The 22,448-nt window shown below is 65.7% G+C and carries 23 protein-coding genes; 11 read left to right on the top strand and 12 right to left on the bottom strand.

Annotated elements, in window-relative coordinates:
• Positions 1-1,191, top strand: a complete 1,191-nt coding sequence (locus tag ACOGJB_RS14495) for an RNA-binding domain-containing protein (RefSeq protein WP_419837797.1) — start codon at positions 1-3, stop codon at positions 1,189-1,191.
• A gap of 61 nt (positions 1,192-1,252) precedes the next feature.
• Here ACOGJB_RS14495 and ACOGJB_RS14490 read toward each other — a convergent pair whose 3' ends face one another.
• From ACOGJB_RS14490 to ACOGJB_RS14475, 4 genes are all read right to left on the bottom strand, one after another.
• Entirely contained in the window at positions 1,253-3,652 is a 2,400-nt protein-coding gene (locus tag ACOGJB_RS14490) for a xanthine dehydrogenase family protein molybdopterin-binding subunit (RefSeq protein WP_419837796.1), read from the bottom strand.
• Positions 3,653-3,718: 66 nt separating this feature from the next.
• Complete coding sequence (locus tag ACOGJB_RS14485) at positions 3,719-4,486, bottom strand: SDR family NAD(P)-dependent oxidoreductase (RefSeq protein WP_419837795.1); 768 nt, start codon at positions 4,484-4,486, stop codon at positions 3,719-3,721.
• A gap of 116 nt (positions 4,487-4,602) precedes the next feature.
• Positions 4,603-5,154 (bottom strand): hypothetical protein, encoded by a 552-nt coding sequence (locus ACOGJB_RS14480; protein WP_419837794.1) that lies wholly within the window; start codon positions 5,152-5,154, stop codon positions 4,603-4,605.
• Between the two features lie 59 nt (positions 5,155-5,213).
• Positions 5,214-5,582, bottom strand: a complete 369-nt coding sequence (locus ACOGJB_RS14475) for a hypothetical protein (RefSeq protein ID WP_419837793.1) — start codon at positions 5,580-5,582, stop codon at positions 5,214-5,216.
• Between the two features lie 210 nt (positions 5,583-5,792).
• Here ACOGJB_RS14475 and ACOGJB_RS14470 point away from each other — a divergent pair, with 210 nt between their 5' ends.
• The 7 genes from ACOGJB_RS14470 to bfr all read left to right on the top strand — a co-directional run bounded on the left by ACOGJB_RS14470 (position 5,793) and on the right by bfr (position 10,808).
• The gene (locus ACOGJB_RS14470; protein WP_419840750.1) at positions 5,793-6,965 is read left to right on the top strand and encodes an ISAzo13 family transposase; all 1,173 of its coding nucleotides are present in this window, start codon (positions 5,793-5,795) and stop codon (positions 6,963-6,965) included.
• Between the two features lie 336 nt (positions 6,966-7,301).
• Positions 7,302-7,559, top strand: a complete 258-nt coding sequence (locus ACOGJB_RS14465) for a hypothetical protein (RefSeq protein WP_419837792.1) — start codon at positions 7,302-7,304, stop codon at positions 7,557-7,559.
• 200 nt (positions 7,560-7,759) lie between these two features.
• Entirely contained in the window at positions 7,760-8,356 is a 597-nt protein-coding gene (locus ACOGJB_RS14460; protein WP_419837791.1) for a hypothetical protein, read from the top strand.
• Positions 8,357-8,412: 56 nt separating this feature from the next.
• Positions 8,413-8,967, top strand: a complete 555-nt coding sequence (locus ACOGJB_RS14455; protein WP_419840749.1) for an RES family NAD+ phosphorylase — start codon at positions 8,413-8,415, stop codon at positions 8,965-8,967.
• A 76-nt stretch (positions 8,968-9,043) separates the two neighbouring features.
• Positions 9,044-9,721, top strand: a complete 678-nt coding sequence (locus ACOGJB_RS14450) for a metal-dependent transcriptional regulator (RefSeq protein ID WP_419837790.1) — start codon at positions 9,044-9,046, stop codon at positions 9,719-9,721.
• Positions 9,722-9,859: 138 nt separating this feature from the next.
• The gene (locus ACOGJB_RS14445; protein WP_419837789.1) at positions 9,860-10,147 is read left to right on the top strand and encodes a (2Fe-2S)-binding protein; all 288 of its coding nucleotides are present in this window, start codon (positions 9,860-9,862) and stop codon (positions 10,145-10,147) included.
• Between the two features lie 184 nt (positions 10,148-10,331).
• Positions 10,332-10,808 (top strand): bacterioferritin, encoded by a 477-nt coding sequence (gene bfr, locus ACOGJB_RS14440; RefSeq protein WP_419837788.1) that lies wholly within the window; start codon positions 10,332-10,334, stop codon positions 10,806-10,808.
• Between the two features lie 132 nt (positions 10,809-10,940).
• Here the strand turns inward: bfr and ACOGJB_RS14435 are convergent, their stop codons facing one another.
• The gene (locus ACOGJB_RS14435; protein WP_419837787.1) at positions 10,941-12,335 is read right to left on the bottom strand and encodes a DUF3179 domain-containing protein; all 1,395 of its coding nucleotides are present in this window, start codon (positions 12,333-12,335) and stop codon (positions 10,941-10,943) included.
• A 36-nt stretch (positions 12,336-12,371) separates the two neighbouring features.
• Positions 12,372-14,336, bottom strand: a complete 1,965-nt coding sequence (locus ACOGJB_RS14430) for a hypothetical protein (protein ID WP_419837786.1) — start codon at positions 14,334-14,336, stop codon at positions 12,372-12,374.
• Between the two features lie 169 nt (positions 14,337-14,505).
• Between ACOGJB_RS14430 and ACOGJB_RS14425 the strand changes: the two genes are divergently transcribed.
• Positions 14,506-16,425: a flavin-containing monooxygenase gene (locus ACOGJB_RS14425; protein ID WP_419837785.1), complete on the top strand. Its 1,920-nt coding sequence runs from the start codon at positions 14,506-14,508 to the stop codon at positions 16,423-16,425.
• A gap of 51 nt (positions 16,426-16,476) precedes the next feature.
• Here the strand turns inward: ACOGJB_RS14425 and ACOGJB_RS14420 are convergent, their stop codons facing one another.
• Both ACOGJB_RS14420 and ACOGJB_RS14415 read right to left on the bottom strand, forming a co-directional pair.
• Positions 16,477-17,403 (bottom strand): NYN domain-containing protein, encoded by a 927-nt coding sequence (locus ACOGJB_RS14420; RefSeq protein WP_419837784.1) that lies wholly within the window; start codon positions 17,401-17,403, stop codon positions 16,477-16,479.
• Positions 17,404-17,738: 335 nt separating this feature from the next.
• Positions 17,739-18,554 (bottom strand): enoyl-CoA hydratase/isomerase family protein, encoded by an 816-nt coding sequence (locus ACOGJB_RS14415; protein WP_419837783.1) that lies wholly within the window; start codon positions 18,552-18,554, stop codon positions 17,739-17,741.
• A gap of 282 nt (positions 18,555-18,836) precedes the next feature.
• Here ACOGJB_RS14415 and ACOGJB_RS14410 point away from each other — a divergent pair, with 282 nt between their 5' ends.
• Both ACOGJB_RS14410 and ACOGJB_RS14405 read left to right on the top strand, forming a co-directional pair.
• Positions 18,837-19,898: an LLM class flavin-dependent oxidoreductase gene (locus ACOGJB_RS14410; RefSeq protein WP_419837782.1), complete on the top strand. Its 1,062-nt coding sequence runs from the start codon at positions 18,837-18,839 to the stop codon at positions 19,896-19,898.
• Positions 19,899-20,093: 195 nt separating this feature from the next.
• Entirely contained in the window at positions 20,094-20,486 is a 393-nt protein-coding gene (locus tag ACOGJB_RS14405) for a nuclear transport factor 2 family protein (protein ID WP_419837781.1), read from the top strand.
• 59 nt (positions 20,487-20,545) lie between these two features.
• Here the strand turns inward: ACOGJB_RS14405 and ACOGJB_RS14400 are convergent, their stop codons facing one another.
• From ACOGJB_RS14400 to ACOGJB_RS14385, 4 genes are all read right to left on the bottom strand, one after another.
• Positions 20,546-20,806, bottom strand: a complete 261-nt coding sequence (locus tag ACOGJB_RS14400) for a type II toxin-antitoxin system Phd/YefM family antitoxin (protein ID WP_419837780.1) — start codon at positions 20,804-20,806, stop codon at positions 20,546-20,548.
• 29 nt (positions 20,807-20,835) lie between these two features.
• Positions 20,836-21,609 carry an SRPBCC family protein gene (locus ACOGJB_RS14395; protein ID WP_419837779.1) on the bottom strand — a complete coding sequence of 258 codons (774 nt, stop codon included), beginning with the start codon at positions 21,607-21,609 and terminating at the stop codon, positions 20,836-20,838.
• Between the two features lie 148 nt (positions 21,610-21,757).
• Positions 21,758-22,066 carry a helix-turn-helix transcriptional regulator gene (locus ACOGJB_RS14390; protein WP_419837778.1) on the bottom strand — a complete coding sequence of 103 codons (309 nt, stop codon included), beginning with the start codon at positions 22,064-22,066 and terminating at the stop codon, positions 21,758-21,760.
• 24 nt (positions 22,067-22,090) lie between these two features.
• On the bottom strand, positions 22,091-22,252 hold the full coding sequence (locus ACOGJB_RS14385) for a hypothetical protein (protein WP_419837777.1): 162 nt from the start codon (positions 22,250-22,252) through the stop codon (positions 22,091-22,093).
• Between the last annotated feature and the right edge of the window lie 196 nt (positions 22,253-22,448).

Raw genomic sequence — 22,448 nt, 5'->3', positions numbered from 1 at the left:
ATGGAGTGGACCGACATCCTCAACCGGATTGCCGAAGGCGAGGACGAGCACACCGAATTCAAACCACACTTCAAGGACAAGTCGAAGGTTGGCAAGGCGATATGCGCATTCGCCAACACCGAGGGTGGGCTCGTCGTGCTAGGGGTCAGCGACGATCAGCAGATCATCGGCGTTGCCGAGGACAGCGAGAAGCTGCAGGAGCGGTTGACATCGTTTCTTCAGAGCGGATGCAGTTCGCCGGTCAGCGCTCGCCTCGGCCGGCACGAAGACCTGCACGGCTGGGTCCATTGGATCGAAGTACCCCGCCAACGCGGTTTCGAGCCGATGCGTCACGACGGCCGCGTGTGGGTGCGCCGCGGTCGCAGCAGCGTCGAGCCGTCGTCCACCGAGTTGCAGGAGCTCTACAACATCTTCGGGTACGTCCTGACGGAGGAGCGGGCTATCGGCGCAGCAACGAGTGCCGACATCGATCTTGGGTCCTTTCGAAGCTATCTGCGCAGGCTCGGAATCGAGACCGACGCCGAGCCCCAGCCGCACACAGACGACGATCTGCTCAATCGTCACGCCATCGTGGAAATCGGCGGCGAACTGAAGCCGACGCTATACGGCGTCCTCGCCTTCGGAAAGGAGCCTCAGAGCTACCCGCAGACCAGAAACTTCCGAATCGAATGCGCTGCCTACGCGGGCAGCGATCGTGCCGGTGAATCGCTCCAAGTCACCAGCGCTACGGGGCGCCTGGACGAACAACTGCGAGTGGCCGTGCGCTGGTTTCAATCGCTCGGTCGACTCGAGGTCTACGGCGCCTTGGCTAGACGCGACCGCTACCTGCTTCCGTTGGAAGCACTGCGGGAGGCCCTGACGAATGCTGTCGCTCATCGCGACTACTCCATCACTGGCTCCACGGTTCAGCTCGACGTCTTCGATGAACGAGTTGAGTTGACCAGCCCGGGCGCCTTGCCAAACCACATGACCGTCGAAGGAGTCCGCGCAGGCGGAACTGCCCGCTCACGCAACGAGTCCATTGCCAACTATCTGCTCGCGTCGGGCTTCATGGAACAGCGAGCGCGCGGTTGGCCGCTCATGCGAGCCGCCATGCGCAACTTCAACGCCACTGAGCCCGAAATGGTGCAAGACGCCGAGACCAGGTTCGTGCGCGTGACATTCCGGCTCGGCTCGAGCTCCAATGCCTAAACAGCGCCGAGCTCGGCGGCGCAGGCGGTGATATTGGCGCGAGAGCGTCCGGTGCGGCGTCCTAACGGTGCGCGCCTGCAGCGACGATCGCTGCATGGACCCGGGCGGGGCTGAGAGGCAGCTCGTCGATCGTGATGCCCAGCGGGGCAAGTGCATCGCAGACTGCGTTCGCTATGGCGGCATAGGGACCGAGCGTGCCGCCCTCGCCCACGCCACGGATCTGGTTCAGGTTGTGGGCGGGATCGGCGATGTGGCCGAGCTCGATCGGCGGCACGCGATCGGACGAGATTGCCAAGTAGTCCATGAACGTGCCCGACTGCAGCTGCCCGTTGCCGTCGTACACCAAGTGCTCGTACAGCGCCCCGCCCACGCCCTGGGCGATGGCTCCTTGCATCTGGCCGTCCACGATCATCGGGTTGATCGCGCGCCCGGTGTCCTCCACGCACACGATGCGCTGCACGTCCACCTCGCCGGTGTCGGGGTCCACCTCGACGACGGCCGCCTGGGCACCCGCGGCAAACGTGCCGGTGATCGGATCGTAAAAGCGAGTTGCCTCCAGTCCCGGCTCCGTGCCGGGCGGGAGGCGATGCGGCTCGAAGTAGGCGACCGCAGCGACGTCTGACAGCGACACGCCCACAGCAGGCGCGTCGGCGGTGTGAATGAACCCGTCGTCGATGCTCAGCCACTCCGGCTCGGCTTCCAGCAGATGCGCGGCTATGACGAGCGCCTTGGCCCGCACCGTGCGTGCTGCGAGCGTGGCCGCTCCAGAGCCGATGACGCCCTGACGGCTGGCGAACGCCCCCAGCCCGAACGAGATCCGGTCGGTGTCACCCATCTCCACCAACACGTCGTCGACGCCGACGCCCAATTCGGCTGCCACCACCTGGGCCATGGTCGTCTCGAGGCCTTGGCCCTGGGAGGTCGCCCCCATCGCCGCGGTGACGGCACCGGCGGGGTCGATGCGCACGCTGGCCGATTCGTGCCCGGTGCGGAACGGCAGCCGCGGACCCGCCGAGGCCTTCTGTCCCAGACCGGTCAGCTCGTTGTAGCAAGCGAATCCGATCCCGACCAGCCGCCCATCGCCGCCGGGCGCGCCAGATGCCTTCTGCAACGTGCGGAAATCCTCGTAGCCGACGCGTTCGACCACTCCTTCGAGACAGTCGAGGTAGGTGCGCGAGTCGTGCACCAAGCGGGTGGGCGCGGTGTACGGCAGGTCCGCGGGTGCCACCAGGTTCTTGCGGCGGATGTCGAGCGGGTCGATGCCCAGCGCCGCGGCGGCGTCGTCGAGCAGGCGTTCCATCACGAACACCGTGGCGGGCCGCGCCACCCCGCGATAGGGGCCTGTCGGCGTGGTGTTCGTGGCAACGCCTTTCACGTCGCAGCGGTAGTGGCCGAGCTTGTAGGGCCCGGTCAGCAGCCCGCCCGCCATCAGCGGTTCGATGCCTGCTGTCCACGGCGGCGCGCTGTAGGCGCCCACGTTGGCGTGCAGCACGGCGTCGACCGCGATGAGCGTCCCGTCGGCGTCGAAGCCAGCCCGCGCTGTGTAGTGATGGTCGCGGGCGTGCAGCGCTGTCAGCAGATGCTCCGAGCGAGTCTCGACCCAGCCAACCGGTCGACCGAGCCGCCGAGCGAGCTGAGCCACCGCAGCGTCCTCGGGATACAGCACTGCCTTGATGCCGAAGCCGCCGCCCACGTCGCCGACGAGCAACTGCACGGCGCCGTCGGGCACGCCCAGCACCTTCGCGAGACCGTTGCGGTGCAGGTACGGGACCTGCGAGGTCGAATGCAATGTCAGCTTGGTCCGTTCGCTGTTCCAGAGCGCCACCGCGCCCCGGCCCTCCATCGGCGTGCCGCCGTGGCGGTTTGTGCGGTAGTCCCGCTCGATCACCAGGTGCGCATCGGCGAGGGCCCCATCGACATCGCCGGCATCGAACAGGCGCGTGACGATGAGATTGTCGGGAGCCATGTCGTGCACTGGATCGCTCGGATCCGCTGCGGCAGCGACAGCATCGACGTGGCAGGTCAGCTCGGCGTAGGTGACCTCGACCAGTTCGGCGGCATCGGTCGCCAAGGCTGCACTCGTGGCGACGACGGCGGCGACTGCCTCTCCCTGGTAGCGGACCTTCTGCGCCGCCAGCACCGGCTGGGGTGTCGCGATGTGGGTTGGCAGCGCCGATTCAGCCACCAGCGCCATGTGCTCGAAGTCGGCGTCATCTCCCGTGGCGATGTCGACCACGCCGGGAGCGTCGAGCGCCGCTGAGGTGTCGATGCCCACGATGCGAGCGTGCGCGACCGGGCTGCGCACGAACGCCACCGCGAGCTGCCCGTCGTAGCGGATGTTCGCGATGTAGCTGCCGCGTCCGCGCAGCAACCGGTTGTCTTCCCGCCGCGGGATCGGCTCGCCGAACGGGCCGCCTTCGGTGGGCGCTGTCTCGTCCAGCCGGAACGGCTCGTCTGCCACGCTGCTTGCCCTCCGACCGGCATCCCACCGGCACGCTGGCACGCACCGGAAAGACAGTTTGGCCGCCTAGACCATCGAGTAGCCGCCGTTGACCGAAATGGTCTGGCCGGTCGTCCAGCCCGACAGCGGCGAGGCCAGCAGCAGGACCATCGGCGGAACGTCATCGGGTGCACCGACCCGTCGCAACGGATACATCTTGGCGATGCGCGCCATGCGCTCGTCGTCCGCATTGCCGGTGTGGTGGGCGAAGCGCTCCGAGCGCACCAGCCCGAGCGACACGGTGTTGGCACGGATGCCGTTGCGGCCGAATTCCTTCGCCACCGACTTCATCAAACCCATCGTCGACGCCCTTGTGGCGGCCACGCCCGCCAGGCGGCTCTCGCCGACCCGGCCGGAGTCGCCCATGAGCGACACGATCGAGCCGTCGATGCCCTCGTCGACCATGTGGCGCACGACGGCCTGCGTCATCCGCATGGTGCCCATGACGGTCACGTCAACCATGCGCTGCAAATCGTCGGCGTCGATGTCGAGGAAGGGCCCCGTGTCGGTGTACGCAGCGTTATTGACCAGCACGTCGATGCTGCCGAGTTGGCTGACCACCTCGTCGACGGTGCGCTCCACGTCGCCTCCGTTGGTGACGTCGCACCGGATCGCCAGCGCCGCGCGGCCGGCTTCCTGGGCAGCAGCAGCGCCCTTCTCCGCACCCTCGCTCGAAACGTTGTAGGCGAAAGCCACGTTTGCGCCTTCGTCAGCGAACGCCGCAGCGATGGCCAGCCCGACCCCCTGCCCTGCTCCGGTCACGAGAACGTTCTTTGCTGCCAGCTGCAGATCCATCGCGCACTCCGATTCGTGAGCCCTTGACCCTCTTCGATTCTACCAGTCGGGCGGCGTGAAGCTAGTCAAACACAGCAGCCTGCCCAAACGCCAGATTCGCCTGTCCGCTCCTGCTCTCAGTCTGGAGACACGAGCGCAACATTCTCTCGAACGCAATCCGTGTAGGGCCGCGTCTTCCATCTGGAGATTTGGCCCTGCTCGAAATGAAGATCAATCGCAACAATATCGCCCGATCGAGCATATCCGATCTGCTCGCCCGATAACGCAGCCGGGGACCACTCCTCCGTTTCGCGTGGCCAGTGCATTACAGGCCCAACGGTGAGTTCTCCGTCTTGCGCTTGAACACTCTCGTCATTCTCAAATACCAACAACATAGTGGCACCTGACGAATCTAGTCCTTGAATACACCTAGCGTCAATCAGTAACTCTACATAGTCAACGTCGTATGAATCATCCACACCGAAAAAGCTGCGTTCGATAGTCACAAGCTGTGAAATGGGGCCGCGATGAAACTGACGCGCTGTATAGATTACTATTGCCGGCAAGGCAATGAACGCCACCAGGACTCCGAGCAGTATCAGAAGGAACGGGACTCGACCGGATAATCTACGAAACCGCATGTACGCTGTACTCTCGATTGCTGAACCGCTGAGGTTGTTCATCGCCACGACGTGCATCTTCGATCCCAAGAGTTGGAAGATCTGACCACGCGAGCACTGGGGATCGGTCAGCAGGGTCGTTCGGTTAGCACCATGGACGTTGCGAGCCATGGCTCGCGGCGGTGAATGCTGCCCCCCATAGAAGTGTTGTCGCCACCTGCCGATCCACCGAGCGAGACATGATCCCCATCGGTCATCGGCCCGTCGTCCCAAACCCAGATTGATCGAGTATTTGGATCGTAGCGGGTTCCGGTTCGTGGAAGATTGATCCAGAGATATTCGAGACTCCCATCGTGGGTTTTCCTGCGGAGACCCGGGTCGATGTTGGGATCCCAACCGTGGCCTGTCGCAAGTACATGCACATAGGGCTCTTCGATGATCAGATAGCCGCACAGTTGGGCGTCATGGTGTTCGTCACCCAGTTCATAGCTCCACATACCCTCGAACTCTGCCAGCGGAGCAGTCGTTACAGAAACACTCACTGTTGTGTCCGGACTCGTTTGCGCCGAACCCGTCGACGACCGTGGCGGCTCGGAAGACTCGGCACAGCCAGCCGCTAAGGGTCCGCCATAAGATAAATCGTGTGGTGTAGTGTCGGGTGTGTGGAGTTGTCGGCGGACGCGGCGGGAGTGTTCTTCGACACGGTGATGCCGCATCTGGGCGAGCGTCAGCGGCGTGTGGCGGCAGGAGCGCTGGCCGAGGCGCTGGGCCGCGGCGGGCAGGCGTTCGTTGTGGAGGCGTCGGCGATGTCGACCTCGACGGTGTCGCGGGCGGTGCGCGAGGTGCGCGCCGGGGTCGAGCCGTCGCACCGTCAGCGGGCGGAGGGCGGCGGGGACCGCCCGGCGGTCGTCAAGCAGCCCGGCCTGGCCGAGGCGCTCGACGAGCTGGTGCATCCCAGCACGCGCGGCAGCCCGACCTCTGCGCTGCGCTGGACGTTGAAGTCGACCTATCAGCTCGCACGCGAGCTCGCCGCGCAGGGCTTCAAGGCGTCCGCGGAGCTGGTGCGGCGGCTCCTGCACCAGATGGGCTACTCGCTGCAGGCGCCCGCCAAGCAGAACGAAGGCACGTCCCATCCCGACCGCGACGCCCAGTTCGCCTATCTCAACGGCCTAGCGCAGGAGTTCCTCGACGCCGGCGAGCCGGCGGTCAGCGTGGACACCAAAAAGAAAGAGCTGATCGGGAACTACGCCAACAAAGGCACCGAATGGCAGCCCGCCGGCGAGCCGCAGCGCGTCAGCGTGCACGACTTCGCGGACCGCTCACTGGGCGAGTTCGCCAAGGCCATCGGCTACGGCGTCTACGACCTCGCCAACAACGACGGCTGGGTCAGCGTCGGCGACACCGCAGACACCGCCGAGTTCGCCGTCAACTCCATCGCCCGCTGGTGGGACACCCTCGGACAGCAGCGGTTCCCCGACGCGACCCGGCTGCTCATCACCGCCGACGCCGGCGGATCCAACGGATACCGGCCACGCGCCTGGAAATGGTTCCTCGCCCGCCTCGCCGCCGACACCGGCCTCGAGATCACCGTCGTCCACTACCCGCCCGGCACCAGCAAATGGAACAAGATCGAACACCGCCTCTTCAGCTTCATCACCATGAACTGGCGAGGCAGACCACTCACCGACATCGCCACCATCGTCGAGCTCATCGCCTCCACCACCACCCAAACCGGACTCACCGTCCAAGCAGCCCACGACCCCAACTGGTACCAACGCGGCATCAAAATCACCGACAAACAGATGAAACAAATCCCGCTGCAACCCCACCAATGGCACGGCGAATGGAACTACACCATCACACCCAACCACGCGACCTAACCCGCGGCGAACCCTAATACCGCCACCGCGATGATCATCACCGAGACGCAATTCATCTTGTTGCTGATGAGCCGCACTACGTCAGCCGATTGTCACGTTGTTGGCCACCATCACTGTTACACCGAGAAAATCCTCTACCTCGTCGAGTGCCGAGAACGTCGCGTAGACGTCGAAGTGGCGGGCACCGTCGGTGTTTCAGCCGGTTCCGAGTCCTTGGATCGTTCTGGGTGTTCTTGTTCATTTCTGCACCTCCTTGCATTCACTTAACAAACGTTTAGCAAAATGCACCGTAGCCTGGCGGACAGCGCAACGCAAGACCCAGTCGCATCCGTCGCGTTGCGGGGTACCGCGATGGTGGCGATCATGGGCTGCAAGCCAGTGGAGCACCACCCTGCCTTCGAGGAGTACTCCGAGACGGTGCACGAACTGACCGAGGATGGCGTCGAGGTCATCCAGGCGCGCATCGCCGAACGGCTGGACGTCTCGCATCCAGCGGTGTCGGAAATGATCCGACGCATGCAGAGAGAATGCCTCGTCAAGGTCGACGATGACGCCCACAGAGGGCGCCGTCAGTCTGCCCCGAAGAGACCGTGAGTGCCGATGCACTCTGATACCGGACCATTGCGACGGTAAGAACCCAGCCCCACGCAAGACGTGGGCGCCCACGCGTTCCGGCGCCGATCAATATGCAGGGGCTCATTGATGAGTCGATCGGTTGACGGGTTGACGATCTAGTTTCTAGGCTTGCTCCGAGGCCGATACCCGAACCGCCGTCCTGAACCGCGAGGTGTCACATGCCAACGACCGCTAGCGACGACGCACTCACCGATGCGCTGCGACAGCGTCTGACCGTTGGCGAGAATGTCCAAAGCGAACACGAGGCGCCGATGGTGATCGTCGCTCAGAGCTTCATCGACTCTCTCGCCCGACAATCGGGCCACAAGTACACCACGGTGATCGATGACGAGACGGCGAGGCGGATGGGAAGCACCGCTGCGGAGCAGGTCATGGCCGTCGCAGCGTGGGAAGCGGCGATCGGAGATCGCCTCGATACCACCCAAGTACGTGAGCTGCTTGGCATCAGCCGCCAGGCGCTGGCAAAGCGGCAGCGCAGTGGCTCGCTCATCGCACTCGAAGGGCAGCGCACGAGTTGGTACCCCGTGTGGCAGTTCGATCGCGAGCAGCGACGCGTCCGGCCGATCGTCGCCGACATCATCGCAGCATTCGGCGAATACCTCGACGAGGCCGACCCCGTCGTCATCGCGGCATGGGCCACGACTCCCCAGCTTGACCTTGGCGATCGCACCCCCGCGCAGTGGATCGCCGACGCGAACGATGACGAGCAGCTGACTCGCGCCGCAAGGCGCGCGGCGGTCCGACTCGCACAGTGACCGACTGGGAAGAAGCCGGGTGAGAACGACCAGATTGGGCCGAGTTCCCAGAACGGATCCTCGAGTCGAACACTCCGCTGCATCGAATTCATCGAAATTCCCGCAGCGCCGTCTTCTTCGGCGTGAGCGGTGACCACAGATTCGATCCACCGCCGGGGCATCCGCTCGCCTTCGGCGTCCGCTACTTCGGGCTCGCTCCGCTGGCTGCATTTGTCGAAGTGTTCGGCAGGGTCCGACCCGTGCAACGTCCGGAAGTTGATGGGCGCCGGCTCTCGACCGTGCGCCCAACCCAGCCGTTGCGAATCGCAGACCTGACGCAGCGCGAGGTACTTGGACGATTCGGAGTGAACGCAGCTCACTCGACCGGATCGGACTACCGTCCTGCACAACTGCTGAGCGTGCAACTGCACGCAGCAGGATTCGACGGCATCGCCTACCGCATTCGGCACGATCCGCAGATGCTGCTTGAGGCACTCGCACTCTTCGGCGAACCCGAAGCGACAGCCCATGCTCGCCTGAGGCGAGACAATCCGTCACCCATTCCTGGATCACTCATCAACGACGGCCGGCAGTTCGGCATCGAAGTGCTGCCGAGGTGGGTCGGCGCGTAGTTGGGCGCTCGGCACGAATGCAGGCGCCCCCAAACCCGGTGCAGCCGATCTGCGGGGTACCGCTATGGTGGCGATCATGGGGTACAAGCCAGTGGAATACCACCCGGCCTTCGAGGAGTACTCCGAGACGGTGTACGAATTGGCCGAGGACGGCGTCGAGGTCATCCAGGCACGCATCGCCGAGCGGCTGGACGTCTCGCGTCCGGCCGTATCGGAAATGATCCGGCGCATGCAGCGCGAGGGCCTCGTCAAAGTCGACGATGACGCCCACATCACCCTCACCGACGAGGGCCAGCAGATCGCCACGACCGTGGTGCGCCGCCACCGACTGGCCGAGCGCTTCCTGACCGACATCTTGAAGCTGAACTGGGCAGACGCCCACCACGAGGCGGGTCGCTGGGAGCATGTGATCTCCCCCGTCGTGGAACGGGCGATGATGGACGTGCTCCACGATCCGAACACCTGCCCGCACGGCAACCCGATCCCCGGCTCCGACTACATCGCTCCCACCGATGCCAAGCCGCTCGCCGATGTCGGCACAGCCGGGAGCTTCACCGTGCAGCGCATTCCCGAGGAGCTCGAGTTCGAGCCTGGGCAGCTGGAGTTCCTGGAGCAATCGGGGCTCATGCCTGGGCGCGCAGGGACGGTCATGTCGGTGTCACCCGACGGCACCGCCACCATCGAGATGGACGAGGGCACCGTGGGCGTCAGCGCCTACACGGCTGCGCGCATCCTCGTCACTGCCACCGGCTGAGCAACGCAGGGCCGCACGCTCGCGGAGTTCTTGCTGCACCGGTGTGATTGCGCTGTGCCGATCAGCGCTTGCGCGCTGGCTCGACCAGCACTTGCGCGTTGTGCGTTAGCGTCGCCTAACATTGGACATCAAGGTTGCGTGCGCCGCTCACGCTCACTGGTGTGCGCCTGTGCCATTCCGGAGACCACCGCTTCGATGATCGTCTGCCAGTGTCTCACCACCAATGAGACGACTATCCGCCACCTTGCGGCCCAGGGCGCCGACTCCGTGGGCGCCATCGGGCGGGCGTGCGGTGCGGGCACCGATTGCGGCAGCTGCCTGATGACGATCCGGGCAGTGCTGGATCAGTGCCGGGATGTGGCGCTTGAGGGGGCGCACCACACGGTGCGCTCGATCGCATTCGACCCGATCGCTGTCGGCGCATAGAGGCTGAACCCGCAGGCGAAGCCGTGGCCCGAGCGGCCCGCGAGCGACAGCGAGCAAAAGCGGGAAACAGGAGTTGCGACAGCGGACGGGTTGATCTTTTCGCGCGTCCTATTGGCTGCGAGGGCGCCCGCTTGGGTCATCGGCCGCGGTGTGTCTGCGCGCAGCCTGCGCGTAGGGTGGAACCATGCGTGGAGTGCCCGAGGTCATCGAGTTTCTGAACGAAGCACTGACGGCCGAACTGACGGCCATCAACCAGTACTTCGCCGCTTCGAAAATCGCTGACAACTGGGGGTACGGGCGGCTGGCGTCGCAGTACCACGAAGAGTCCATCGAAGAAATGCGAGACGCCGAGAAGCTCATCGAGCGCATCCTGCTGCTCGACGCGCTGCCCAATATGCAGCGCCTCGGGACCGTGATGATCGGCGAGACCGTTCCCGAACAGCTCGCGCTGGATCGCCAGCTCGAGGAGAACGCCATCGACCGCTACCGCAGCGGTGTCCGCCTGTGCCTCGACCACGGAGATGCGGGCACCCGGGAGCTTCTCGAGCATCTGCTGGTCGGCGAGGAAGAGCATCTCGACTGGATCGAGACCCAGCAGAGCATCATCGAAGACATCGGCGTCGAGCGCTACCTGCAATCACAGATCGGCGACGGCGACTAGCGCAGCGCGCCCGGTTTGCATGGCGGAACCGCCCTCTGCTCCCGGAATCCAGCAGGTCCCAAGCTCGCAGAGTTCGGCGCCGCCATGCAGACCTGTCGAAGCGGTACCGACCCCGCCGAGCGCCCGGGAGCGTCAGGGCGTAGCGAGGAGGTCGATGTCGGGGTCGTTGGCGGCGGCTGCGAACCAGAACGTGTCGATGTGCTCGATGGGCTGTAGCTGGGTTCCGGCTAGCGGGCCGTCGAGGGCGCGGCCGAGTATCGACCAGGTCGTGCCGGTCTGATCGTCGGTGAATCCTCCTGGGCCGTCCGAGCTCGCAGCGTCGGGCACGCGCGTGAAGGTGAGCATCTGGCCGTCCACCGATGGGTCGAACACTCCGGTCGCGCCGACATCGCGGCCGAACGCGACCTGATCGTGCTGGATCGGCGTGGCGGTGCCCGGCAGATGGAAGGCGACGACCTGCGAGCCGTCCAGATCCAGCGACAGCACGCCTTCGGACTGCAGCGTGTCGTGCTGCACCGCGACCGACTCGCCGCCGTGGCGGATGACCAGCACGCGGGTCTGCAGGGGCAGGCTCGGATCGGGCACGTTGACGGGGAAGATCGGTCTGCCGTCGGGAGAGTCGTAGTTGGCATAGGGATTGGTGCCGTATTGGCGCCCGAAACCGCCGGGCCGCGTCAGCACCAGGCCCTTGGGGTGCTCGTCGAGGAACGTCTCGAAGGCCACCGTGGCGACTGGTATGAACTCGAGTTGGGATCCGGTGAGCGCGCCTGCGATGGCTTGGCCGGTGTAGTGCGCCCACAAGCTCTCGGTCTGGCGGTCGTACATGACAAGCGCCGAGTTGTAGAGCCGGCCTGAGGTGCCGAAGTCGAGAATCCGGTCGTCGAGCTGCCGGTAGTACCCGATGGCGGTGTTGCACAGCGGGCAGTACGTGATGGTGACGGGCTCGCCGCCGACGGTGTCATTGACAATCTCGTGCCATATCAGCACCTGCACCGGGTAGGCGCGGGCATCGCCGTTGAGGGTGAGCGTGACGACGGCCTCCTGGGGCTGCAGGAATCCGACATCGGTGGCTCGTTCGAATTCCGGAACGTCGATGGAGGGGATGCCGTCGGGCGCCGGCCCGCCGGACAGGACATCGAGCGGCGAGACCAGCGGGTCGGGCAACAGCGGTGCAGTCATGCCCTCGCGCAGCGCCGAGACGGTGGCTTCGCGCGGGCCGCCGAGGATCTGCGTGACCTTGACGTCGACGATCACCTCGGCTCGAGTACTTGTCGGGGGCGCGGTCGTCGAAGGCACGCTGGCCGCCGTCGCCGGTGCGGTGTCGGCACTCGCTGCCTCGCTGGTATTGGTGGTCTCGGTGGTGACGCCGGCGTCAGACGCAGCTTGATTGTCGTCTGAGGATGTGTCAGAACACCCCAGTGCGACGAATGCAAGCGCTGCCGCCAGCAGTATCGGAATGCCGCCAGCGGCAAGTCGTCGTGCCGGAGAGATCTTCAGCCGGGACGGATGCCGCTGTCGTGGAGCCATCGTGCGACGCTACTCCGGCAGTCTTGGGCCCCATGTTCACAGGCCAATGCACATGCGCCGCGGCAGATGCCACAGAGCCCATGAGGCGGCGGGTTCGTCGACGAGGTGCCGGGCATTCGTGCAGCGCTCCGCGAGATCGTCGTCGGCAATGACCAGCTCCGAACAGGACGTGCTGCCGGAATTCAGGCGGACCCGTTCGTGTGCGATCTCGGGGACTTCCAAGCGGTAGAGCCACAGTGCGTACTCGGGCACGCCTGTTCGGTCGTGGGCGAGGCATTGCAGGTCGCCGAAGTCCGCGGCGTCGGCAACTGCATGGGCTGCGGTGACCTGGTTGTGTGCGACGTTGCCGACATCGGCGAGATGGTGGTGATTCAGCACGGTGGCTGCCGCTGCGAGCACGACGACTGCCGCGACGAGTGCAACAGCTGCCGTGGAGTTCTGCACGGGCATTCGTCGCCGTGTGACGCCGTGACGCGATGCCGCAGCACACGTCGAGCTCGACGGCCGGCCGTCTGCGTCCGGATCCGGCGACAGAGTTGCTGCATGCTCACGGGATGCACGCGCCACGGCTTCGCCTTCTGGCTCAGTTTCTCGACGCAGCACGACGGCAGCCATCAGTAAGCCGACGAGGGTTACGCCGAGCGCAGCCGCAGCAACGAGAGCCAATCGCTCGTCCAGCCAGATCCACGCCGGGCTGAATGACAGGGTCATGATGCGGCGGGGAGATGCGTCATAGGAGCTCGCTGTGCCCACGACCACGGCGCAGGCGACCAGCGGCACCGCTGCGCTCACCGCCAGCACTCTCGAGTCGCGGCGTTGCCTCGCAGATCGTGTTGCCAACCAACCAAGCGCCACGATGGCGAGCGGCACCGCCCACGGGTCGAGATAGCGCCCGTACAGCACCGCATCCGCCCGGTCGCTGCCGGTCAGCGTCCAACCGCCAACCAGCACGGCCCCCACGGCGCCGAGGGCTACGAACAGCGCCGTTGCCGCAAGCGGATCGCCCCGCTGCGAGCCCCCGTTGGCGCCTCCCCGCTGCCGCTGCCCGGAACAACCCTCTGGATCGGGCGCAACGGCGGTCGTCGCTGCCGGAGCGTCCCCGGCAATCAGCTCGTCCGGATTGCCAGCAGGCCCCCATCGGAACGGTCGGAACAGGTCGAATGCGGTACTGAGGCCGGCGATGAGGCCGATCAGGCCGAGGCCGACCGTTCCCGCGCCCAGGGCCAGCAACTGGCCGGACACCGTGGCGATCGGTTCGAGGCCACGGTCGAGCTGCGCTGCTTGGCTGAGCCGCGCTCGGGGCCACGTGTCGGTGAGCAGCAGCGCAATGGTTGTCGCGGCCGCGCCGATCAGCAGCCCGCCGCCGAGGGCCGCCCAGGCACGGCGGCCGATGCGGCACGCCGCTGCCGTCACGACGAGGGCGACTACCAGCACGACCATCCTGGCGTGGAGCGACACCGCCAGCGTGGCCAGCAGTCCTGCGCTGCCCCAGATCCGCCATGCGGCGGTACCGCGTTGGATTGCGAGGGCGACCACCGTCGCGACGCCGAGCACCGTCAGCCCAAGCAGCGTCTCAGGCCACGCGATGCGAGACGCACTCGACAGCGACGGATGCACGGCCGCGATCAACCCTGCGACACCTGCCACCCACCAGCGTCTGGACAGGATCATTCCCAGACGTGCCGCAACGAGGACCGCTGCAGCTGCCGCCAGCGAATTCACGATCAGCGCGAGCTGGTGCACCGCCTCGCCCTGGACACTCAGCAGCGAGACCCCAGACAGCGCCACGAGCGGTGCAAGCAGCAGTCCGTAGCCGGGCTGGAACGGAATGCTCTGGGGCGCGAGCCCGTCGCCGCCGACCCATTGGGCAATGCCCAGATAGGCCGGGACGTCGGGTACCGCCACCGGCCCGCCTGCGGCCATCGCCGTGATCAGGTGTCCCGAGAGCACGGCTGCCAGCACGCCCGTTCCCACTGCGATCCACACGAATGCTCGCGGCATGTCACGCTGCATGTCGTTGCGAAGGCTGTCACACCCGGCCGAGGCGGCCGCCCGGCAACGTGTCGCGCGCCTCCCCTAACATCGAACGGGGCATGGGGGTCGGCTGGCGCGGCCAGCACCCAGCCGACCCGGCGGCCCAGCGCAAAGCGCACGCATGGAGGTCAGAACCATGGCAGCAGGCCAGACGGCAGAGGATGTGGGCATGCGTCCAGCGATCAGCATCGACTCCGAAACGGGTCGCAAGGTCTTCAACACCCGAGCGGCGAAGGCATCGGAGAAGATCGCCGGCAAGGGCTACTCGGTGACAGCCGATGAGCACCTCAAGGAGCTGCCGCCTCCTCCGCCTGGTGCCGTGTTCAATGCCGAGGAGCAGGCCAAATACCGGGACTTCAAAGAACGACGCCGGGGCGCGGCGGATTACATGGCGATGGAGGGCGAGTTCAAGCGTTACCTCGACGACGTGTATTCGGAGCCGCCGATCGAGCGTGAGGCGCTCGACGACGAATGCGAGGTGTTGGTGATCGGGGCAGGGTTCGCCGGGCTGTTGCTGTGGCACAAGCTGAGCAACGCCGGCTTCACCGACGTGCGCTTCTGCGAGAAGGGCGGCGACGTCGGCGGCACCTGGTACTGGAACCGCTACCCGGGCATCGCCTGCGACGTGGAGTCCTACAGCTACCTGCCGCTGCTGGAGGAGATGGGCTACATCCCCTCGATGAAGTTCGCGTCGGGCTTCGAGATCCTCGAGTACTGCCAGTCGATGGCCGACAAGTTCGGCTTCTACGACCACTGCCTGTTCCACACCACGGTGGATTCGACCGTGTGGGACGAGCAGACCGGCCGCTGGACCGTCTACACCGACCGCGGCGATGCCATGAAAGCCCGCTACGTGATCCTGGCCAACGGCATCCTGACCAGCCCGAAGCTGGCCCGCATCGACGGCATGGCCAGCTTCGAGGGAGAGTCGTTCCACACGTCACGCTGGGACTACAACATCGATCTCGAAGGCAAGCGGGTCGGCATCATCGGCACCGGTGCCACGGCGGTGCAGGTCATTCCCGAGATCGCCAAGGTGGTCGGCGAGCTGTACGTGTTCCAGCGGACGCCTTCGTCGATCGACGTGCGCGACCAGCGGGCCACCGACCCTGAAGAGATCGCCGAGTGGTCGAAGGAGCCCGGCTGGGCGCGGGCCCGGCGCAAGCGCTTCTCGCGCATCTCGTCGGGCCGCACTGCCATCAAGGCCAACGACGACTACCTGGCCGGCCGAGTAGCGGACTTCAAGGAGCGCAAGCAGCACGAGCGCAAGCTGTCGCCCGAGGAGCTGGTGGAAAAGCAGCTCGACACGAACTTCCGCATCATGGAACAGATACGTGCCCGGGTCGACGCGATCGTGGAGGACCCTGCGACGGCCGAGGCGCTGAAGCCGTACTACCCCTACGGCTGCAAGCGACCGACGTTCCACGACGAGTACCTGCCCACGTTCAACCTGGCGCACGTGCACCTCGTAGACACCGCACCGATGGGAGTGCAGGAGATCAACGAGCGGGGTGTCGTGCACGAGGGCATCGAGTACCCCCTCGACGTGCTCATCTACGCCACCGGGTTCCAGTGGATGGCAACCTCGACGTTCAACATGATCGAGGGCCGCGACGGCGTGACGCTGAGCGAGAAGTGGCAGACCCAGGGCACCCGGACGTTTCTCGGCCTGCACAGCCACGGGTTCCCGAACCTGTTCATCGTGTCGGGCCCCCAAGGCGGCGGCGGCAGCTTCAACTTCACCGACGCCATCGACACCCACGGCGACTACATCATCTGGATGCTGACCGAGATGCGCGACAAAGCGCTCAACGTGGTCGACATCACCGCAGACTCAGAGGTGTCCTACGCAGAGCACTGCCGGGTGGCCGACATCACCACCGCTCCGCTGCGCGACTGCCTGTCGTATTACAACGGGCACGGCGATGCCCAGCCCGGCAGCTTGGCGTACTACGGCGGCGGCTACTGGCACAAGTTCCGGATCGCCGCCCAGGAATCGCTCGACCCGTATCTGTTCGAGTTCAAATCGGAACGGGTGGCCCAACCCGCCGGCTAGCCCGGGGCTGGGCTAAGACATCCTGAGACCCCCTCGATGCGGGTCTGAGGATCACTCTCGAGGATCGCGGTCAAGGCGTTCTTCCAGCCGCCCGTCGTCGGCCAGGATCAACTCGACTTCTTTCCAGAATTCAGCCCGAGCCCGCCACTTCTCGGATTCGGTGAGCCATCTGCCGAGACCTTCGGTCGCGAGTCGCAGCATCCATCCGTCGGTCCGTTGCGGGAGACGCCGGTTGGTCGCGGTGCTCTGCACCTCGTGCGCAAGGTGGGTGCGGTCGTCTGAACCAGCCTGTGACCAGTACTCGCGGGCTACCTGCCGCGCAGCCTGTTGCAGGCTCGCGTCGTCGTCGACAGTCGCGGCATGCCCGCCATGGTCTGTGGGCTCGTCATGGATGCGTGACGGCTCAGACAGGCTCGCCGCTGACTGGCGCGACGGCTCGTCGCCTCTCTTTTGATGCAGGATCTTCGACAGCACTTCTCGCTGGAGGACATAGATCGCATCAGCTGCTTGACGCAACGCGGCGGACTGATTGCTCTGGTTGGGCTCGATGCCGACCAGGTGGACTCGCACGCCGAGATCCTTCGCCGCATGTACTCCTTCGAGCAGGTCTTCGTCCCCCGCCACCAGAAACACGTCGTTGACGCGGCCAGATCTGGCCAGGGTGAAGAGATCGCGATAGATCAGTGAATCGACGCCCTTTTGGAGGCCCGCGTTTGACAAACGACCGAGGCGCAGTTGAACGCCCCGCAGGTTGGCAATGTGTTCGTGCTCAGGGGTAGGCATCCGGTTCGGCGCAGCGTCATACCAGTACAGCCGCAGCATGGAAGAGCCCGTCTCGTCGCGCCCGAACGACTCGAGATGGTCGCGCAAGGCACCGTGGTTCAGCAGGAGTTCGCGGCGAGCTGTCGTACCGTGAATCAGGGTCCCTGCTGCCGCGTAGACATACCCGGCGTCAACCAAGATCAGAAACGAGTCCACCTGTCCCCCAAACGCTAAAGCGGGGGCCCTTTTTGGCCCCCGCCAGACACCTCATCGGAGGCGCCAGTTCTATGTGCCGGGCTGTAGTGCTCGACGAGACACCTCATCGGAGGCGCCAGTTCTATGTGCATCATCCTATCGCGGTCACCGCCAAGAGCGAATCGTGCCCGAGGGCCATCAGTGCGAGGCCGAAGATTGCTCCGGGGTGCGTTCACGAGGACTGCATGAAAGCACGCCCGGGTCGTCGGATGCGAATCAATTTGATCTCGCGGCGCCGCGAGCAGGCCTAACGGCAATCTGCTTGGGCTGCGATTGAGCACATCAGAAGTGGCGCGTCAGCGATTGGACCACTTGACTTGGCGGCGTTCGAGGAACGACGCCATGGCCTCTTTGCTGTCCTCGGTGAGCGAGGACATGATCTGGGTGCGATTCTCGAGGTCGATGCCGGCGCGCAGGCTGCCGATCTCAAGGTTCGACCACATGACTTCCTTGGTCATCCACACGCCGAAGGGACTGTTCGCGGCAATTTCGGCGGCGACGCCCAAGCAGGTGTCCATGAGGTCGTCGTCGGGGACGACCGCGCTGACGAGCCCGATCCGGTCGGCTTCGGCGGCGTCGATGACCCTGCCGGTGAGCAGCAGTTCCCACGCCCGGGAGGCGCCGATGAGGCGAGGCAGCATCCAACTCACGCCGATGTCGCAGCCCGAGATGCCGAGCCGCACGAAAGCCGTGCCGAACTTGGCGTTCTCGGCGCAGTAACGAATGTCAGCGGCGCAAGCCATGGCGAATCCGCCACCGGCCGCGGCACCGTTGATTGCTGCGATGATCGGTTGGCGCACGTCGCGCATGTGGTGGACCAATTCGGCGATCTCCTGTTGGACTGCCATGCCGCGCTGGGGGCCACCGTGCTCCTCGGTACCCGGCACGGTGCCGTAGCCGGTCAGGTCCAGCCCGGCACAGAAACCCCGGCCGGCGCCCGTGAGCACGATGGCGCGGGCGTCGTGGTCGGCGTCGACGGCGCTCAGCGCGTCGTGTAGTTCGCTGACGAGTCCGTGAGTGATGGCATTGAGCCGTTCGGGCCGGTTGAGCGTGATGCGGGTGACACCGGGCGCTGGCGAATCTATGGCGAGGTTCTCGTAGCCGTTGGACATCTCTGGGAAGCCTCTCGCTGGTGCTTGCTGAGGGTGGTCGTGCAGCGATAGCACAGTAGCGAGCGGTGTCCATCCGCTCGCGGGGGATCCGATCGGATCTGTGCGGGTCGCGGGTACGGCCGGTCTCATGCCGAATGGACGCCGCCCGCTGCGGCATGCTGCACCGGCTGTTGCAGGCGTTCGTCAGCGAGCGCAAGGCTGCCGTTCCCGACGCCTGGTACTGAGCCCGGATGGCTCCACAAGCGTCGAACTAGCTTCCCGTATTCAAACGAGGAGTCCGCGATGGCGCAGTCGCTCAGGTTCGGGATCGTGCACGACTTCCGCTGCCCGCCGGGCAGCGACGTGACGATGCCGCAGGTGTATGCCGAGACATTCGAGCAGGTGGTCCTGGCCGAGCAGCTCGGCATGGAGCTGTGCTGGTTCACCGAGCATCACTTCATGGCCGACGGCTACCTGCCCAACTTCGTGCCGGTGGCAGGCGCTGCGGCGGCGCTCACCAGCAGCATCCGGTTCTCGACCGACATCTGTCTGATGCCGTTCCGCGATCCGGTGCGGCTGGCGGAGGACCTAGCGGTGCTCGACAACATCTCGGGCGGCCGGATGGAACTGGGCATCGGCATGGGCTACGCCGCGCACGAGTTCGCCGGGTTCGGCTTCCCCCTCAGCCGGCGGGTGTCGCTGACCGAGGAAGCCATCGAGATCCTGCGGCTGGCATGGTCGGGCGAGCCGTTCAGCTACGAGGGCAAGCGGTACTCGTACCGGGATCTGCGGGTCACGCCCGATCCCGTGCAACCCGGCGGACCGCCGTTGTGGGTGGCGGCCACCAGCGTGGCGGGCGCGCTGCGCGCCGCCCGATTCGACACGAGTCTGCTGCCCCAAGGGCCGAAAGCTGCCGTGCTCGAGCCGTGGAAGGAAGCGCTCGCGGCGGACGGCCGGGATCCCGGCGACAAGCGGGTGGGAATCATCCGGGGCGTCTATGTGACCGACGGTTCGGACCCTGCCGATGACCCCACCTGGGCGGCCGTCGCAGCGGCTGAGAAGTACCGCCGCGGCGTCTACGTCGGCATCATCAAGGCCAGCGCCGACCACAAGCAGACGGCCCGTGAGCGTTCGGCCCGGACCGGTCCGCGCCAGCCCGATCCGCTCAACCCGCTCGTGTGGACCGTCGGCGATGCCGACGATTGCGTCGCCGAGCTGACCGCCATGATCCGCGACCACGACGTCACCGACCTGGTCACCTGGGGCGGTCCGCCCGGCCTGCCGCCCTCGGTCATGAACGATTCGCTGGAACGCATGGCGCGCGATGTGATTCCCCAAGTCCGCGCCAATCTGGCATCGGCTTGATCAGCTCGGAAGTCCCTTTCGGCGGACTTCGGATGGCTCGACCTGCGCCTGTGGCATGAGATAGCGGTGGTGCCGCCAGGTTTCGTTCTGCTCGCAGGCGCCGACTCGTCCCCGCTGGCGCCTGCGAGCTGACGCTCCTCCGGTTGGTTGACGTCCGGAGGGCGGGCGGGTCGGCGGGTGCCGTAGGGTCCGGCCATGGATATTGGTGACCGTCTGGAAATACATGAGCTGCCGGGCCGCTACGGCGACATCATCGACGACCGGGACTGGGACCGGCTGGGGACGATCTTCACCGACGACGCGGTGTTCGACCTGACCGATTTGGGTGCGCCCCGGCTGGAGGGGCTGGCTGCGATCCGCAAATTCATGGCGGACGACGCAGAGCACCCCCGCACCCACACGATGACGAACATCTACGTGAACGAGACCGACGGCGGGGTGGAGCTGAAGTTCCGGATCCTGGCGCTGCTGGGCGGCGGCAAAGTGGGCACCGCGTCGTATCACGACCTGGTGGTGAAGACGCCGGACGGCTGGCGTGTGCAGGATCGGATGCTGAAGCGGCGCCGCACGCAGGTGTATCCCGACTGAAGGACCTCGGCTCCATCGGCCCGGCTATCAAGTGTCGGGGAATTGTCTGGCCTCGGCTGTCACACCTGCCGAAGCGCCAGGACTGCCTTGACGCCTCGCACGACATCACCCCGCTCTACTGCCTGCTCGCCCTCGGCAATCGCCCGCATCTCCTCAGGGTCGCTCAAGATCGCCACCGTCTCCTCGAGCGATTCGAGGTCTTCCGGGTTGATGAGGATGGCCACGGGCTGGTCGTTACGGGTTATGACGAACCGCTCATGGTCGCTATGGACCCGCTCGACAAGATCGGCGAGGTGACTGCGAGCCGACTGAATCGACACGGACCACATGAAACCGGCCGCCTGCCGATTCAGTCGGCTTGCGGGGCGCGGCTGTCGAGCCAGGCGCGCCAGCGGGTGTCGTCGCGTTCGGCGGCTGCTTCGCCGTCGGGACCGTAGAGGTAGAGCCACACCGAGACCATCGTGAAACCTCCACCATCCTCGGAGGTCAGGAATCCGGTGCCAGGTGCGGGGGTGTCCAGCAGCAGGCTGATGCGGCGCGGGCCAGTGTCGACGACCGTGCCGCCCAGCTTCGTGTCGTCGTCGGCGGCCACGTCGAACCGATCGCCGATGCTGGGCATCTGGCTGATGCCGAGCCCGCCGGCCAGGATCTCCCAGCCCTGCTCGGGAGTGACCGGCCACATCACCATGGGAAGCGCCGAGGTTGCCGTCTGTCCGGCGAAGTGCTCGAGGTGGAGCTGCAGGTTGGACATGAACAGCTTCCAGCCGTCAATCATGGCGTCGTACTGCGGGTCGTCGTCGCCGAAGCCGGCGTTGTGCAGCCGCACGGTGCAGGTGTTGTCGTCATGCGGCTCGACGATCCACTCGAACGACAGCCCCTCGACGCCCTCGCCCCCATCGAACACCACCCGGTGCGGCGGCTCCCAGACTGCGACCCGACCATCGATCTGCATCTCAGGCTCGGGGCCAAACGATGCCGTGCCCACGCCCCCAGCGCGCTCCTCAACGGTGTGAGGCACGTACCACGCCGAGATCCCCGGCCCCGTCGCCACCGCCCGCCACACCGTGTCAAGGTCGCCAACCACCTCAACCGATAGATCAATCACCCGTCCCGCGTCTGCCATGCCCACAGCCTGCCGTAGGGCCTCCATTCGCGCACCTGCTGACGGCAGTCGCTCAGCGCAATGATGGGCTTGGCTACGGCAGACTCGCCGCTGCCCGAAGTGCGATCCTGCTCCGCTTGACAAGTTCGCCGACCGGCAGATGCTCCAGTCATTCGGCGTCATCCGCCAATCGTTCGTGCTCCGCGCAGCGCGTGAGGTGCGAACGGTAGGAAATCTCCAAGCTGTTCCAGAGGTGTGCCGGTACGCCGGTGACCCGCTCCAGCCCCAGCGCTGTCTCGGTAGTAATCGGCGCTGCGCCCTTCACGATCTGATTGACGTGCTTCGGCGACAGTCCCGTGCGAGCAGCGAGCTCGACTTGGGTCATGCCGCGCTCGTCAAGCCATTCGGCCAACGTCTCGCCGGGTGGGAAAACCGTGTCGGGTTCGTAGGCGTAGCGCGGCTCGGTGCGGGTGCCCATGTTGATTTCTCCTGAGTGTCGTCATCAGTGGAAGCCATCGACATCTGAAACCGTCACGCTGTCGACGGATGACCAGACGAAGCTTCCGTCGGGGTGACGCGGCGGAGGGTCGCTGACGCCCTCGCCCCCATCGAACAGCACCCAGTGCGGCAGCTCCCACGCCGCCACCCGGCCAGCAATCTGCATCTCGGGATAAGGCCCGAACGGTGCCGCTACGCGAACCCACCGGTGCCGATAGCTGTCTCGACCTGGTGTCGATGGCGGGGATCACAGTGTGCCCATCGCTGTTCGGCTTCGTCGAGCGCCGCCAAGAAGACAAACCGTTGCCGGACGCGCCGTCACCAGATGAACACGCTGCTGTGGGAATCGCCGACGCTGTTTG

This window comes from Candidatus Poriferisodalis sp. (assembly GCF_965208895.1).
GTDB lineage: Bacteria > Actinomycetota > Acidimicrobiia > Acidimicrobiales > Poriferisodalaceae > Poriferisodalis.
Note: the sequence above shows the minus strand (reverse complement) of the source record. Positions and strands in the feature narration are given on the sequence as shown.